Origin of the sequence: Microbacterium sp. (assembly GCF_036823965.1) — a bacterium.
Lineage (GTDB): Bacteria > Actinomycetota > Actinomycetes > Actinomycetales > Microbacteriaceae > Microbacterium.
In genome coordinates, this window is the sequence record NZ_DAITBE010000005.1 from 86540 (window position 1) to 101266 (window position 14727).

The following is a 14727-nucleotide window of genomic DNA, read 5'->3' on the forward strand; positions in this document are numbered from 1 at the left end:
TCGCAGCGAGCCTGCCGGCATCCGTTTCTGCCTTCGGCCGATCTGCCGTGAGCAGAAGTCCCGCTGCAGCTGCCCGAAAGCAGGATGTAACACCCCCGAATCATGACGCTCGTAGTCTCGGCAGCATGGCGAAGAAGGAACCGAAGAAGCAGGATGACGCCCAGGCACCGGCATGGCAGTGGTCGGAGGACGGCCTCAACTTCCGCACCCGCAAGTGGGTGCGGCCCGAGGACCTGAACGCGAACGGATCGCTGTTCGGCGGCAGCCTGCTGAAGTGGATCGACGAGGAGGCGGCGATCTACGCGATCGTGCAGCTCGGCAACTACCGTGCCGTCACGAAGCACATCTCGGCGATCGACTTCGAGGCATCGGCCGTGCAGGGCGACCTGATCGAGATCGGCCTGCAGGCCACGCACTTCGGACGCACCTCGCTGACCATGCGCGCAGTGGCCCGCAACATGATCACCCGCAAGCGCATCCTCACGATCGAGAAGATCGTGTTCGTGAGCCTCGACGAGGATGGCGTGCCGACCCCGCACGGCTACAGCGAGATCACGTACAACCGCGATCGGATGCCCACCGAACGACTCGCGACCGGCACCATCCGCCTGCCGGGCTAGCGCCGAGCCACCCCCTTACGCGCGAACGGCCCCGTTGTGTGCGTCACTCACAGGGGTGGCTCGCACAGAAAGGGATGGCTCGGCAGTCGCGACTGCCGCGCTCTCGAACGCCTGGGACAGATCGGCGATCAGGTCGTCGATGTTCTCGAGGCCGATCGACAGGCGCAGCACGTCTGCAGCCGGGCGCGCCTCGGGCGGGACAGGTCGGTGCGTGAGCGCTGCCGGATGCTGGATCAGCGAGTCCACCCCGCCGAGCGACACCGCGTGCGTGAACAGGCTCGTCGCGCAGGTGACGGCGGATGCCGCGGCGAACCCGCCCCGCATGCGCATCGCGATCATGGCGCCGGTGCCGCGCATCTGCCGCTGCAGGATGCCGTGCGGGTCGCCGTCGAGCCCCGGGTAGAACACCTCGGCGACCTCCGGGCGATCGATCAGCCACTGCACGATCCGGCGCGCGTTCTCCTGCTGCTGGCGCATGCGCACCGGCAGGGTGGTCAGGCCACGGTGCAGCAGATACGCGCCGAGCGGATGCAGCAGTCCACCGGTCACCGCGCGCACTCGCCGCAGCGCCTCCGCCGTCTCCTCGCCGCAGGCCACCACGCCGGCGATCACGTCGCCGTGCCCGCCGAGGTACTTGGTCGCGCTGTGCAGCGACATCGTCGCACCGTGATCGATCGGGTTCTGCAGCACCGGGGTGGCGAACGTGTTGTCGACGACGACCGGCACCTCGCCGGCCTGGCGGACGACGGCTGCGATGTCGGCGAGCTCCAGCGTCGGATTGGCCGGCGTCTCGAGCACCACGAGCGCGGTGTCAGGACGGACGCTCGCGCCGACCTCGTGCGGGTGGCAGTACGTGGTCTCGACGCCGAGCAGTCCCGAGCCGAGCAGGTGATCGGTGCCGCCGTAGAGCGGACGCACCGCGACGACGTGACGCCGTCCGGTGGCGCCGGTGTGCGCGAGGATCACAGCGGTCATCGCGGCCATGCCGGAGGAGAACGCGACCGCGGCATCCGCATGCTCGAGCTCGGCGAGCGCGTCTTCGAAGCGCGCCACCGTCGGGTTCCACAGCCGGGCGTACACCATGCTCCCATCCGCGGGCGGTCGGCCACCGGTGGCCATCGCCTCGTATGAATCACCGCCGCGCTCGATGTCCGGCAGCGGGTTGGTCGTCGAGAGGTCGATCGGCAGGGCATGCACGCCGAGATCGTCGAGGTCGGACCGGCCGGCGTGGACGGCGACGGTATCGGGATGCAGCGGTGCAGTCATGCTCCCACGTTGCCGGAATCACGAAGTATGCGCAGGAATTCGACAGACTCCGCAGTGGAGTTGATCATCGACGCTATTCTGTGCAATATCCGGCATCCGAAGGAGCCCCACGTTGGCGAAAGCACAACTCGATGAGATCGACCTGGAGCTGCTCGCGGTCTTGACCCGCGACGCCGAGGTCACCAACAAGGCGCTCGCGCACCAGCTGGGCCTCGCCGAGTCGACGTGCGCGCACCGCGTGCGGGCGCTGCGGGACCGCGGCGTGATCCGCGACACCCGCATCAGGGTCGACGGTGCGGCGCTCGGCTTCCCGCTGCAGGCGATCATCAAGGTGCGGCTCGCGAACCACACCGGTGAGAAGGTCACCGCGCTGTTCGATGCGCTCGCGAGCATTCCGCGGGTGCTGCAGGTGTTCCACGTCGCCGGTGTGGACGACTTCCTCGTGCATGTCGCTGTGCAGGATGCCACGGCACTCCGTGACATCGTGCTCGAGCACATCACGGTGCATCCGGTCGTGCGCGGCACCGAGACCCAGCTGGTCTTCGAGCTGCGCGACGGGAGGGGTCTGCTCGCTCACTGACGTCGCTCGCTGCCGTCCCGGTCGCAGTCCATGCTGCTCCCGACCCGGCATCGCGGCAGAAACCGCGACCGGAACGGTCGAGTGCGCGAAGATGGAACGGCACGTCAGCAAGGGAGCCTTCATGAGCCGCAGTGCCACCGCCGCCACGCACACGATCCGCGAGATGCGCGACTTCCTGTTCGCGAACGCCACCGACTACGAGGCCGCTCGAGCCGGCTTCGCCTGGCCCCGGGTCGACGAGTTCAACTTCGCCCTCGAGTGGTTCGACGTCGTCGCGGGCGAGCACCCCGATCGCCCTGCGGTGCAGATCGTGTCGGCCGATCTCAGCGTGCAGCAGTGGACCTACGGCGAGCTGTCGGCGCGCTCCGACCAGGTCGCTGCCTGGCTGACCGATCTCGGCATCCGCCGCGGCGACCACGTGATCGTGATGCTCGGCAACACGATCGAGCTGTGGGAGGTCATGCTCGCGATCACCAAGATCGGCGCGGTGTCGATCCCGACCTCGACGCTGCTCTCGGCATCCGATCTCGCGTACCGGATCGAACACGGTCGGGCCAGGGCCGTCGTGACGCTCGGAGCCCTGGCCGAGCGGGTGGCAGACGTCGACCGGGGCATCCTGCGCATCGGCGTCGGCGACGGCACCCCCGCCGAGTGGGCACGGTTCTCGGATTCAGCGGATGCCGCGACGGTCTTCACCCCCGACGGTGCGACGCCGGCATCCGACACTGCACTGCTGTACTTCACCTCCGGCACCACGAATCGACCGAAGCTCGTGCAGCACACGCACGTGTCGTACCCCGTCGGCCACCTGTCGACCATGTGGTGGCTCGGGGTGCGGCCCGACGACGTGCACCTCAACATCTCGTCACCGGGGTGGGCCAAGCACGCCTGGTCGAGCTTCTACTCGCCCTTCCTGGCGGAGGCGACCGTCTTCGTCTACAACTACGAGCGCTTCGATGCGAACACGCTGATGCAGGTCATGGACACGCACCACGTCAGCACGTTCTGCGCTCCGCCGACGGTCTGGCGCATGCTGATCCAGGCCGACCTCGGCCGACTGACGCATCCACCTCGCGAACTGGTCGGCGCCGGAGAGCCGCTCAACCCCGAGGTCATCGATCGCGTGCGCGACGCGTGGGGCGGCACGATCCGCGACGGCTTCGGGCAGACCGAGATGACCGCATGCATCGGCAACTCGCCCGGACAGACCGTCAAGGTCGGCTCGATGGGCCGGCCGCTGCCCGGCTATCCCGTCGTGCTGCTCGATCCGGTGACGGGTTCGGTCACGGAGACCGAGGGCGAGATCGCGCTCGACCTGACCGAGTCGCCGCTCGGTCTCATGGCCGGGTACTACGACGACCCGACGAAGACCGCCGAGTCGCGGCACGGCGGCTTCCATCACACAGGCGACATCGCGGTGCGCGACGCCGACGGCTACCTCACGTATGTCGGGCGCTCCGACGACGTGTTCAAGGCCTCGGACTACAAGATCTCGCCGTTCGAGCTCGAGTCGGTGCTGCTCGAGCACGAACTCGTGATCGAGGCCGCCGTGATCCCGAGCCCCGACCCGACCCGGCTCGCGGTTCCGAAAGCGTACGTGTGCCTGACTGCGGATGCCGGAGACGCCGAGGCCGACGCCGCCCGCGCGATCTTCGCCTACGCGCACGACCGGCTCTCCTCGCACCTGTGGGTGCGGATCATCGAGTTCGTTCCAGAGCTGCCGAAGACGATCTCGGGCAAGATCCGCCGCGTGGAGCTGCGTGCCCGCGAGGCCGAGCGCGTGGCGGCTGGCGACGAGACCGGTCAGCACCGCGACCGCGACTACCGCTGAGGACTCGCCTCCACAGCGCAGCAAGCAGGCGCGGCGTCGGCGTGACTCCCCCCGGTGTCACGCCGACGCCACGCACGCGATATCGCCGTCGTGCCGAATACTGAACGGCGAGCTCGCGTCACGACGCGGAGACGACCGCCGCGGAGCCGGTGACGGGTGCCGTCGTCGATGTCATGACGGCTGCGGGCCGCTTGTGACGGCCGGGCTCGGCGACGTTCACGATCGCTCGGACCACACCGCCGATCACCAGCATGGCGGCGAGCGCCGCACCCGAGACGATGAGCGGCACCCACTGATTCGCGAACGATGCGGTGAAGCTCATGAGCGCGAACGGGATCCACACCCCGACCGCTCCCCCGCTCAGTCCGCCGGCACCCCGCATGATCGCGACCCCCGCCACGATCGCGCAGATCACCGCGAGCCCCGCGCCGACCATCCCGATCGGCACCATCACTGCGGCGAGATCGTTCGCCAATCGGAACGTTGTCATGCTGACCCCCCGGTCCGCGGAATCTCCGCATCTTCGACACTAAGGAAGTGTCAGGGGAAGGACATCCGTCTCAAGTGCCACCGGCATCATCCTTCAGGGGGATATTCCGCGAGAACCCGCCGTCAGCGGCGCGCGCGGCGCCGAGAGCGGCCGAGGGTCAACCGGCGAAGGCGCGAGGAGCGGATCGTCCGCACCGGCTGCGTGACCACCGCGTCGACGACCATCGAGCCGTCGGTCGGACCGACGATCGCGATGGCGGAAGTCTCGGTCGCCTCGAGCGGTTCGATCGGCATCCGTCCGAGTGCCCTGTGCGCACGGACGTAGGCGGGCACCAGCAGCACGATCGCACCGAGCCAGGCCAGCGGGTTGCTGAGCGCGACCCCCGTGAAGTCGAGCAGCGCGCCGAGCGCCAGCGCCGCGACCACGCGCATCACGAGCTCGATCACGCCGGTGACGGTCGGCACGAGGGTGTGCCCGAGACCCTGCAGCGCGCCGCGCAGGACGAAGAGGATGCCGAGGGCCCAGTAGCCGCATCCGTTCACGATCAGCATGCGGTGCGCGAGATCGACGACCGTGTCGGAGCCCTCGCCGACGAACAGACGAACCATGGGCGCGCCGAACGCGATCAGCAGGCCGCCCAGCACGATGCCGGCGCCGATCGCCATCCAGGTCGCCTCGACGACACCGCGGCGGATGCGGTCGGGACGACGACCACCGTGGTTCTGCGCCGCGTACATCGAGACCGCGAGTCCGAGCGAGGACAGCAGCGCGACCGCGAGGCTGTCGACGCGGGAGGCCGTCGTGTACGCCGCGACGGCGTCGGCGCCGAGCGTGTTCAGGGCGACCTGCACGGTGAGCGTGCCGATCGCGATGATCGACGCCTGGAAGCCCATCGGCAGACCGAGGCGGAGGTGCTCGGCGAAGTCCGCTCGCGTCACACGCCAGTCGCTGCGCCGCAGGTGCAGCATCGGCAGGCGCCGGCGTACGAACTCGAGGCAGAGGATCACGGAGACCGCCTGCGCGACCACGGTCGCGAGCGCCGCTCCGCCGACGCCCCACTCGAGGGGGCCGACCATGAGCACCACGAGTCCGACGTTCAACGCGCACGAGATCGTCAGGAACACCAGCGGCGTGCGCGAGTCGCCGATCGCGCGGATGATCGCCGAGAGGTAGTTGAAGAACATCGTGGCGCCAGCGCCGAGGAAGCTGATCTGCGTGAAGATCGTCGCCTCGGCCAGGAGCTCTGGTGGCGTCTGCAGCAGCACCAGGAGCGGCTCGGCGATGAGCGGGGCTGCGACGGTCAGGACGACGCTCGTGATCCCCGAGAGGATGACGCCGGTCGCGACGGAGCGGCGCACCCCGGCGTCGTCGCGTGCGCCGAAGGACTGGGCGATCGGGATCGCGAAGCCGCTCGTGAGACCCCACGCGAAGCCGAGCAGCAGGAACAGCAGCGGACCGGTCGCACCGACCGCCGCGAGCGAGGTCACGCCGAGGTGGCGCCCCACGACGATCGCGTCGGCGAAGTGGTACAGCTGCTGCACGACGTTGCCGAGCAGGAGGGGGATCGAGAAGGCGAGGATGACACGCCACGGGCGACCCGTGGTGAGGGAGGTGGCCATGAGGGGGAGCTCGCAGAAGCTTGGGTGCGGATCGGGGGACGACACTGCGAGAGTGCTGTCGTCCAGCCTATCGAATCGATTCGGCGATCCGCATGCGCTTTTTTCAGGAAGCGGCGAAGGGAGGTTCCGCCAGGCCCTCCCACGCCGCTGCGGGTGCGCGTACCGTCGAGGGCACGGCGGCGGAGAGCCACTGCTCGGCGAAAGGAATCCCATGCACACTCGCACTCTCGGACAGGGCCTGCAGGTCTCGGCCATCGGACTCGGCGCGATGGGGATGTCGCAGAGCTATGGCCCGAATCCAGGGAGCCGGGACGACATGATCGGCGTGCTGCGATCGGCGCCGGAGCACGGCGTCACCTTCTTCGACACGGCGGAGGTCTACGGGCCGTTCGTCAACGAGGAACTCGTGGGAGAGGCACTGGAGCCGATCCGCGACGACGTCGTCATCGCGACGAAGTTCGGCTGGCGGATCGAGGACGGCAGGAGCGTCGGACTCGACAGCCGTCCGGAGCAGATCCGCCGCGTGGCCGAGTCGTCACTGCGACGACTGCGCACCGACGTGATCGATCTCTTCTATCAGCACCGAGTCGATCCCGACGTGCCGATCGAGGACGTCGCCGGCACCGTCGCCGAGCTCATCGCCGAGGGCAAGGTCCGCCACCTCGGTCTTTCCGAGGCATCCGCCGAGACGATCCGCCGCGCGCATGCCGTGCATCCGGTCACCGCCCTGCAGAGCGAGTACTCCCTGTGGACCAGAGACCCGGAGACCGATGTGCTGCCGGTGCTCGCCGAGCTGGACATCGGCTTCGTCCCGTTCAGTCCGCTCGGCAAGGGGTTCCTCACCGGAACCGTCGACCAGCGCACCACGTTCAGCGACAACGACATCCGCGCCACGATCCCGCGCTTCACCGCGGACAACCGCGAGGCCAACCAGGCTCTCGTGTCGCACATCGGCGCGCTCGCGGCCTCGAAGGACGCGACGCCGGGTCAGGTCGCGCTCGCGTGGCTGCTCGCGCAGCATCCGTGGATCGTGCCGATCCCCGGCACCCGACGCACCGCCCGTATCGCCGAGAACGCGGGGAGCACCGGTGTCGCGCTGTCTGCCGATGAGCTCGCCGACCTGTCGGCGCTCGCGACGCGGATCGGCGTGAGCGGCGATCGGTACAACCCGCAGCAGATGTCGTTCATCGATCGCTGAGCGGCGCGCTCGGTATCCTGAGGCGGATGACCTCCTCGCGCACGTACCCGGCGACGATCGCGGCGCCGGTCGAGCAGGAGATCGTGATCCGGAAGTCACGCTTCCTCACGCGCGTCGAACCGGTCGGATCGGTCGAGGACGCCGAGGCGGTGATCGCCGGCATCCGCAAGCGGGCGTGGGACGCCAACCACAACTGCACCGCGATGGTCACCGGCCTGCTCGGCGATCAGGCGAGATCGTCGGATGACGGGGAACCATCGGGCACTGCCGGCGTGCCGATGCTCGAGGTGCTGCGGCGCCGCGAGCTGACCGACGTGGTCGCGGTCGTGACGCGGTACTTCGGCGGCGTGAAGCTCGGTGCCGGCGGACTCGTGCGCGCATACTCCTCGGCGGTGTCCGAGACGCTCGACCTCGCGTCACTGGTGCGGCGGGCTGCGCTCACGCAGGTGCACATCGACGTACCGCATGCCGACGCCGGGCGGTACGACAACCTGCTGCGCGACTGGGCGGGGCACCACGGCGCGACCCTCGGCGAGCCGCACTACGGAGCGCTCGCGCAGCTCGAGCTGTGGGTGCCGGCGGAGTCGCTCGCGCGGCTCCACGACGACCTCGCCGCGGCATCCTCGGGCGATGTGATGCCGGTGATCGGCAGCGAGCGCATCGTCGACGTGCCCGACTGAGGTGGCCGATGCTTCGACAGGCTCAGCAACCCAGGAACCCCGGGCCGGGCATCAGCGACCAGGGTTGGGGCATCAGCAACCACAGGTGGGTCCCTGAGCCTGTCGAAGGGTCCGGATCCGGCGAACGCACAACAGCAGACCGATAATCTGGATGCCGCGGTCGCGGAAGGAGTGCGATGTTCGACAGCCCGCTCTCTGCCTCGGCCTACGAGATCCTCGAGGTCGACCCCTCCGTCGACGACGCGGAGCTGCGGCGCGCATACCGACTGCGGATGCGGCAGACGCACCCCGACACCGGCGGCGACGCCGCGGTGTTCATCCAGGTGCAGCGCGCCTGGGAGCTGATCGGCACCCCTGAGGGGCGCGCCGCCTACGACCGCCGAACCGGTGTGAACGATGCCGGCACCGACTCCGGATGGAGCGGATGGCGTCCGCCCGCAGCCGCCCGCACCGACACCCGACCGCGCGCCCGCTCCTACGGCCACCCAGGTGGCTGGCGGCGGGAGCGCTACCTCGTGCTCATCCGCGAATGGGTCGGCCGCGGCGTCGAGGTGCCGGATCCGTACGATCCCGCGCTCGTGCGCGCAGCCCCTCGCGAGCTGCGACGGATGCTCGCGGACGCCCTCGCCGAGGAGCACACCGCCCGCACCGTCTCGGCGCTGGGCATGGGATTCACGGTCTGGCATGACGTGGCTGCCGGTGCGGATGCCGACGACAAGCTCGATCATGTGGTGCTCAGCCCGTCCGGCCTCTACGGCGTGATGAGCGAGGACTTCGGTGGTGTCGTCGGGTTCCGCCGCGGCGAGATCACGGGTCCGAGCCTCGGCACACGCGCCCCGGTCACCAGCGCGCTCGCCAGGATGCGGGCCGTCGCCAAGGCCGCGAAGGTGAAGTTCGGCGGTGCGATCATCGTGCTGCCGGATGACGACCTGGCCCAAGCCGTGACCTCACTGGGCACGAGCCGAGGGGTGCCGGTCGTCGTCGTCCGCCGCAGCGCGCTGACGATGGTGCTGCGCCAGGGCGTGCCAGGAGCGCGCGAGATCGGCGGCAACGAGCTGTTCGACGTGCGCACCCGCCTGCAGCAGACCGTCCGCTTCGTCTGACGCCCCCCGCGGCATCCGCCCACCCCACGGCATCCGCCCGTCACGTTCTGCGGACATCGTCACGATTCGCCGATCAATCCGGGCGAGACGTCCGCGAATCGTGCACTCTTCCGCGAATCGTGACCGTTGACACTCGCACGCAAACCGGTTTACACTCGATCAAACCGGTTCAACTCGATGCACCGGCGAGTCCACGAGGAGGTGGCATGAGCCGCACGACGATCGCCGATGTCGCCCGCGAGGCCGGCGTCACGAAGGCCACGGTCTCGCACGCGCTGAGCGGCAACCGCCCGACCTCCGAGGAGACCCGCGCGAAGGTGCTCGCCGCAGCCGAGAAGCTGAACTGGGTGCCGAGTCAGAGCGCACGCGCGCTCGCCACCAGCCGCGCCAACACGGTCGCCGTGGTGCTCGCCCGCGATCCAGCGGTCATCGCGAACGACTCCTTCTTCCCCGCCTTCATCGCCGGCGTCGAATCCGTGCTCGCCGAGACCGAGACCGGACTCCTCCTGCAGGTCGTCACCGACCGTGCGGCTGAGGAGCGGGCGTATCGAACACTCAGCCACGGCCGCGCCGACGGGACGCTCCTGCTCGATCTGCGCACCGACGACTGGCGCGTCCCCTTCCTGGACGAACTCGGCCTGCCGACCGTGCTGGTCGGCGCCTACGACCAGCCGACCGAGTTCTCCTGCGTCCGCACCGACGACGCGGCGCCGGTCCGCGAACTCATCGCCCACCTGCGCGCGGCCGGGCACCAGCGCATCGCCCACGTCTCCGGCCCCCTGGCCTACGTGCACTCGCGAGCCCGCGCCGACGCCTACGTCGCCGAGGTCGGCACCGACGAGCTGCTCCGCGAGGGCGACTTCACCGCCGCCAGCGGACGCGACCTCACCGAGGAGCTGCTCGCGCTTCCCGACCGCCCGACCGCGATCCTCTACTCGAACGACACCATGGCGATCGCCGGCCTCTCGTTCGCCCGCTCGCAGGGCCTCGTGATCCCGCGCGATCTGGCGATCTCGGGTTTCGACGACGATCATCTCTCGGCCCATCTGTCCCCGGCGCTCACCAGCGTCTCATCCGATCCAGCGGCCAGAGGCCGCGCCGCCGCCCGCCTCCTGCGGGCAGACATCCTCGGAGCGCAGCCGCGCACCGAGATCGTCGACTGCAACGTCGTGCACTTCCGCGAGAGCACCGCGTAGTCGGCATCCGCATCACCACCCGAACGTCATCACCCGCAGTGTCAAGGAGGACACCATGAAGAAGAACGTCCGCGCAATCGCACTGATCGGCGCTGTCGCGCTCGTCGCCACCGGATGCTCGGCAGGAGGCGGTGGCGGAGAGGGCTCCGCCGACGGCACCGGCCCGATCGACATCTGGCTCTCGAACAACGAGCAGGAGCTCGCCTGGGGCACCGCGGTGGTCGAGGCGTGGAACGCCGACCACCCCGACGAGAAGGTCAACGCGCAGGAGATCCCCGCCGGCTCCTCGTCGGAGGAGGCCATCACCGCAGCGATCACGGCGGGCACCGCGCCGTGCCTCGTCTACAACGTCGCCCCCGCAGCCGTCTCCGGCTGGGTCAAGCAGGGCGGGCTCGTCGACCTGAGCAAGATGGACGGCGGCAGCGACTACATCACCGAGCGCAGCGGCGACGTCGAGAGCTATTCGACCGACGGCAGCTTCTACCAGCTGCCCTGGAAGTCGAACCCGGTCATGGTCATGTACAACAAGGCGCTGTTCCAGGCCGCGGGCATCGACCCCGAGAACCCGCAGATGAACACCTACGACGCGTTCCTCGACGGGTCTCGGAAGATCGTCGAGTCCGGCGTGCAGAGCGCGATCTGGCCGGCCCCGACCAGCGAGTTCTACCAGCCGTGGTTCGACTTCTATCCGCTCTACCTCGCCGAGACCGACGGCACGATGCTGGTCGAGGACGGCAAGACCACGGTCGACTCGGATGCCGGGCGCGAGGTCGCCGAGTTCTGGAAGACCTTCTACGACGAGAAGCTCTCGCCGAACGAGGCATCCACCGACGACGCCATGTCGGCGGGCACCACCGCGATGCAGCTCGCCGGCCCGTGGGCCATCCCCTCGTACGCCGACACGGTCGACGTCGGGTTCATGCCGGTGCCGACCAGCGACGGCCGCGAGAACCCCATCACCTTCGCCGACTCGAAGAGCGTCTCGATGTTCACGGCGTGCAAGAACCAGGGCACGGCCTGGGACTTCCTGCAGTTCTCGACGAGCGTCGACAACGACGGCGCGCTGCTCGAGGCCACGGGGCAGATGCCGATGCGCACCGACCTCACCGGCACCTATGCCGACTACTTCTCCGCGAACCCGAACTACGTGGCCTTCGCCGAGCAGGCAGAGGCGACCGCCGATGTGCCCAGCATCCCGAACTCGGTCGAAGCGTGGCAGGCCTTCCGCGACGAGTACTCCGCTGCGGTGATCTTCGGCAAGGAGTCGATCGACGACTTCCTCAGCACCGCGACCTCGAAGATCGACGAGCTCGTCGCCGAGTGACCTGATGACCGACAAGCGGCGGTTGCGCACCCGATTGCTGGGTGCGCAACCGATCGGCGGCCTCTTCTCGCTGCCGTACTTCGTCTTCGTGATCGCGATCTTCGCGTATCCACTCGCGTTCGCGGTCTACATCGCCTTCCACGACTACTTCTTCACCGCACCCAACGTCGAGGTCGACCGGCCGTTCGTCGGATTCGACAACTTCGTCACGGTGCTCACCGACCCGCGCGTGCTCGGCTCGTTCCGCAACACGCTCGTGTTCCTCGTGATCAACGTGCCGCTCACCGCGGTGCTGTCGCTCGTGCTGGCGGCGGCGCTGAACACCGGCATCCGCTGGGTCGCCGCCTACCGCGTGGCGTTCTACGTGCCGTACCTGACCGCGAGCGTCTCGCTCGTCGGCGTGTGGATGCTGCTGTTCTCGGGCAACGGCCTGATCAACACGATCCTCGGCCCACTCGCCCCAGACCCCTCCTGGCTCGTGAACAGCGGACTCGCGATGCCGATGATCGCGCTCTACGTGACCTGGAAGCAGCTCGGCTTCTACATCCTGCTGTACCTGGCCGCGCTGCAGAACGTGCCGAAGGAGCTCTACGAATCGGCCGAGACCGACGGCGCCGGTGCCTTCAAGCGCTTCCTGCACGTCACGATCCCCGGCGTCCGCAGTGCCACGACGCTCGTGCTGATCCTCTCGATCATCACCGGAGCGAACCTCTTCACCGAGCCGTACCTGCTCACGAACGGCGGCGGCCCGGATGGCGCCTCCTCCACACCGGTGCTGCTCATCTACCAGCTGGGCATCCAGCAGCAGAACCCGGACACGGCTGCGGCGATCGGCATGATCCTCGTGATCCTGGTCGGGATGCTGTCGCTGGCAGCCAACCGCGCGACAAGGGAGCGATGATGAAACGCAGAAGCAAGGCTCCGCGCATCCTGAGCATCATCCTGCTCACGGTCGCGGCGATCGGGTTCGCCTTCCCGTTCTACTTCATGATCGTCGGCGCCTTCCAGGCGAGCCCGACCAACTCCCCGGACGAGCTCTTCCCGACGAGCGGGTGGACGGTCGACAACTTCATCGCGATCGACTCCCGCATCGACCTGGTCGGCTCGCTGCTGAACTCGCTGATCTTCACGGCTGGCGTGCTGCTCGGCACGATCGTGTTCGGGCTGCTGGCCGGCTACGCGATCGCGCGCCTCGACTTCCGCGGCCGAGGTGTGATCTGGGTGCTGATGCTGCTCGTGCAGATGGTGCCGTTCCAGCTGCTGATGATCCCGCTGTACGTGCAGATCACCCGCAACTACGGTCTCGGCGACTCGTACCTCGGAATGATCCTGCCGTTCCTCATCAACACGACGGCGGTGTTCATCTTCGTGCAGTTCTTCAAGGCGCTGCCGGTGGAGATCTTCGAGGCTGCCCGCATCGACGGCGCCGGCGAGATCCGCCTGCTCACCTCGGTCGCGATCCCGCTGATCCGTCCGGTGCTGGTGACGGTGGTGCTGGTCACGTTCATCGGTCCGTGGAACGAGTTCCTCTGGCCGTTCCTGATCACGAAGGATGCGTCGCTGCAGCCGCTCGCCGTCTCTCTCGCGAACTACATCTCCAACGTGGCGCAGTCCACGGCCAACCCGAACGGTGCGATCCTCGCCGGCGCCACGGCGCTCGCGTTCCCGGTCGTCATCCTGTTCGTCGTCTTCCAGCGCTTCTTCAAGGCCACCGACCTCGGCGCAGCCGTCAAGGGCTGATCGCACACACCGTCCCACCAGAAAGGGCATCCATGTTCTCCGGAGCCTCCTTCCCCCTCGGTCCGTTCACCCCGTACGAGGGAAACCCCATCCTGCGTCCCCGCGGCGACAGCTGGGAGTCCGCGAACCTCTACAACCCGGCGGCCATCGTCGACGGCGACGAGGTCGTGCTGCTCTACCGGGCGCACGCCGACGACATCATCTCCCACATCGGCCTCGCCCGATCGAAGGACGGCGTGACCTTCACACGTGAGGACGCGCCGATCCTCTCGCCGTCCGAGGACTACGAGACCTACGGCTGCGAAGACCCGCGCATCGCGTTGATCGACGGCACGTACTACCTCACCTACACGGGCTGGGATCGCCGCAGTGCGCAGCTGTGCCTCGCGACCTCGACCGATCTGCGCACCTGGACCAAGCACGGCCCGCTGTTCGACGACTTCGACACCTTCAAGACCATGGATCCTCGCGGGTTCAACTGGTCGAAGGCCGGCGTCATCGTGCCGCAGCAGATGCACGGGAAGTGGTGGATGTACTTCGGCGAGGGCGCGATCTACTGGGCGACCAGCGACGACCTGATCCACTGGACGCCCGGCACGCCGGACACCGAGCCGATGTACTCGCCGACCCCTGGCACCTGGGACGAGGCGCTCGTCGAGATCGGCACCTCGCCGGTCGTGACCGACAACGGGCTGCTGCTGTTCCTGACGAACGGCGCGACGAGGGTCGTGCACGACGACGGCACGGTCGACGTCGACTACCGCTGCGGCCAGATCGCGATCGACCCGGACGAGCCGACCACGGTCATCGCCCGCCTGCAGGAACCGTGGCTGCGCCCCCAGACCTTCGAGGACATGCACGGCCTCGTCTCGAACGTCACCTTCGTGGAGGGGCTCGTGAAGTTCCAGGAGAAGTGGTTCGCGTACTACGGGCAGTCCGACACGACCCTGGCCGTCGCGATCCACGATCCTGCCGAGCCGTGGGGCCGCGCGCTGCGGGACACCGGTTCGCGCACCCCCTGAACCCGGACGACTCCCCGACCCACGTCCCGGTCTGCGACCGGCGCCCGCACCATCAGAC

The 14727-nt window shown here is 68.5% G+C and carries 14 protein-coding genes; 11 read left to right on the forward strand and 3 right to left on the reverse strand.

Annotated features, from left to right (window positions below):
* The first annotated feature begins 125 nt into the window (after window positions 1-125).
* Window positions 126-620 (forward strand): acyl-CoA thioesterase, encoded by a 495-nt coding sequence (locus V7Z82_RS10205; protein ID WP_334151009.1) that lies wholly within the window; start codon window positions 126-128, stop codon window positions 618-620.
* Window positions 621-635: 15 nt separating this feature from the next.
* Here V7Z82_RS10205 and V7Z82_RS10210 read toward each other — a convergent pair whose 3' ends face one another.
* On the reverse strand, window positions 636-1886 hold the full coding sequence (locus V7Z82_RS10210) for a trans-sulfuration enzyme family protein (protein WP_334151012.1): 1251 nt from the start codon (window positions 1884-1886) through the stop codon (window positions 636-638).
* Window positions 1887-1998: 112 nt separating this feature from the next.
* Between V7Z82_RS10210 and V7Z82_RS10215 the strand changes: the two genes are divergently transcribed.
* A complete protein-coding gene (locus tag V7Z82_RS10215; RefSeq protein WP_334151017.1) occupies window positions 1999-2466 on the forward strand; it encodes an Lrp/AsnC family transcriptional regulator in 468 nt (155 codons plus the stop codon).
* A gap of 121 nt (window positions 2467-2587) precedes the next feature.
* Window positions 2588-4297 carry an AMP-binding protein gene (locus tag V7Z82_RS10220; protein WP_334151020.1) on the forward strand — a complete coding sequence of 570 codons (1710 nt, stop codon included), beginning with the start codon at window positions 2588-2590 and terminating at the stop codon, window positions 4295-4297.
* 118 nt (window positions 4298-4415) lie between these two features.
* Here the strand turns inward: V7Z82_RS10220 and V7Z82_RS10225 are convergent, their stop codons facing one another.
* Together V7Z82_RS10225 and V7Z82_RS10230 are read right to left on the reverse strand one after the other, a co-directional pair.
* Window positions 4416-4787 carry a hypothetical protein gene (locus tag V7Z82_RS10225; protein ID WP_334151022.1) on the reverse strand — a complete coding sequence of 124 codons (372 nt, stop codon included), beginning with the start codon at window positions 4785-4787 and terminating at the stop codon, window positions 4416-4418.
* 122 nt (window positions 4788-4909) lie between these two features.
* Window positions 4910-6406 carry an MATE family efflux transporter gene (locus V7Z82_RS10230; RefSeq protein WP_334151025.1) on the reverse strand — a complete coding sequence of 499 codons (1497 nt, stop codon included), beginning with the start codon at window positions 6404-6406 and terminating at the stop codon, window positions 4910-4912.
* Window positions 6407-6617: 211 nt separating this feature from the next.
* Between V7Z82_RS10230 and V7Z82_RS10235 the strand changes: the two genes are divergently transcribed.
* The 8 genes from V7Z82_RS10235 to V7Z82_RS10270 all read left to right on the forward strand — a co-directional run bounded on the left by V7Z82_RS10235 (window position 6618) and on the right by V7Z82_RS10270 (window position 14669).
* Window positions 6618-7604 carry an aldo/keto reductase gene (locus V7Z82_RS10235; protein WP_334151027.1) on the forward strand — a complete coding sequence of 329 codons (987 nt, stop codon included), beginning with the start codon at window positions 6618-6620 and terminating at the stop codon, window positions 7602-7604.
* A gap of 26 nt (window positions 7605-7630) precedes the next feature.
* Window positions 7631-8284 (forward strand): IMPACT family protein, encoded by a 654-nt coding sequence (locus V7Z82_RS10240; protein WP_334151030.1) that lies wholly within the window; start codon window positions 7631-7633, stop codon window positions 8282-8284.
* A gap of 176 nt (window positions 8285-8460) precedes the next feature.
* Entirely contained in the window at window positions 8461-9387 is a 927-nt protein-coding gene (locus tag V7Z82_RS10245) for a J domain-containing protein (RefSeq protein ID WP_334151032.1), read from the forward strand.
* A 206-nt stretch (window positions 9388-9593) separates the two neighbouring features.
* Window positions 9594-10583 (forward strand): LacI family DNA-binding transcriptional regulator, encoded by a 990-nt coding sequence (locus V7Z82_RS10250; RefSeq protein ID WP_334151034.1) that lies wholly within the window; start codon window positions 9594-9596, stop codon window positions 10581-10583.
* 55 nt (window positions 10584-10638) lie between these two features.
* A complete protein-coding gene (locus V7Z82_RS10255) occupies window positions 10639-11907 on the forward strand; it encodes an ABC transporter substrate-binding protein (RefSeq protein ID WP_334151037.1) in 1269 nt (422 codons plus the stop codon).
* 4 nt (window positions 11908-11911) lie between these two features.
* A complete protein-coding gene (locus V7Z82_RS10260; RefSeq protein WP_334151040.1) occupies window positions 11912-12808 on the forward strand; it encodes a carbohydrate ABC transporter permease in 897 nt (298 codons plus the stop codon).
* Window positions 12805-13647: a carbohydrate ABC transporter permease gene (locus V7Z82_RS10265; protein WP_334151043.1), complete on the forward strand. Its 843-nt coding sequence runs from the start codon at window positions 12805-12807 to the stop codon at window positions 13645-13647. Before V7Z82_RS10260 ends, V7Z82_RS10265 begins: the two co-directional genes overlap by 4 nt.
* 32 nt (window positions 13648-13679) lie before the next feature.
* Window positions 13680-14669 (forward strand): glycoside hydrolase family 130 protein, encoded by a 990-nt coding sequence (locus tag V7Z82_RS10270; RefSeq protein ID WP_334151046.1) that lies wholly within the window; start codon window positions 13680-13682, stop codon window positions 14667-14669.
* The last annotated feature ends 58 nt before the right edge of the window (window positions 14670-14727 follow it).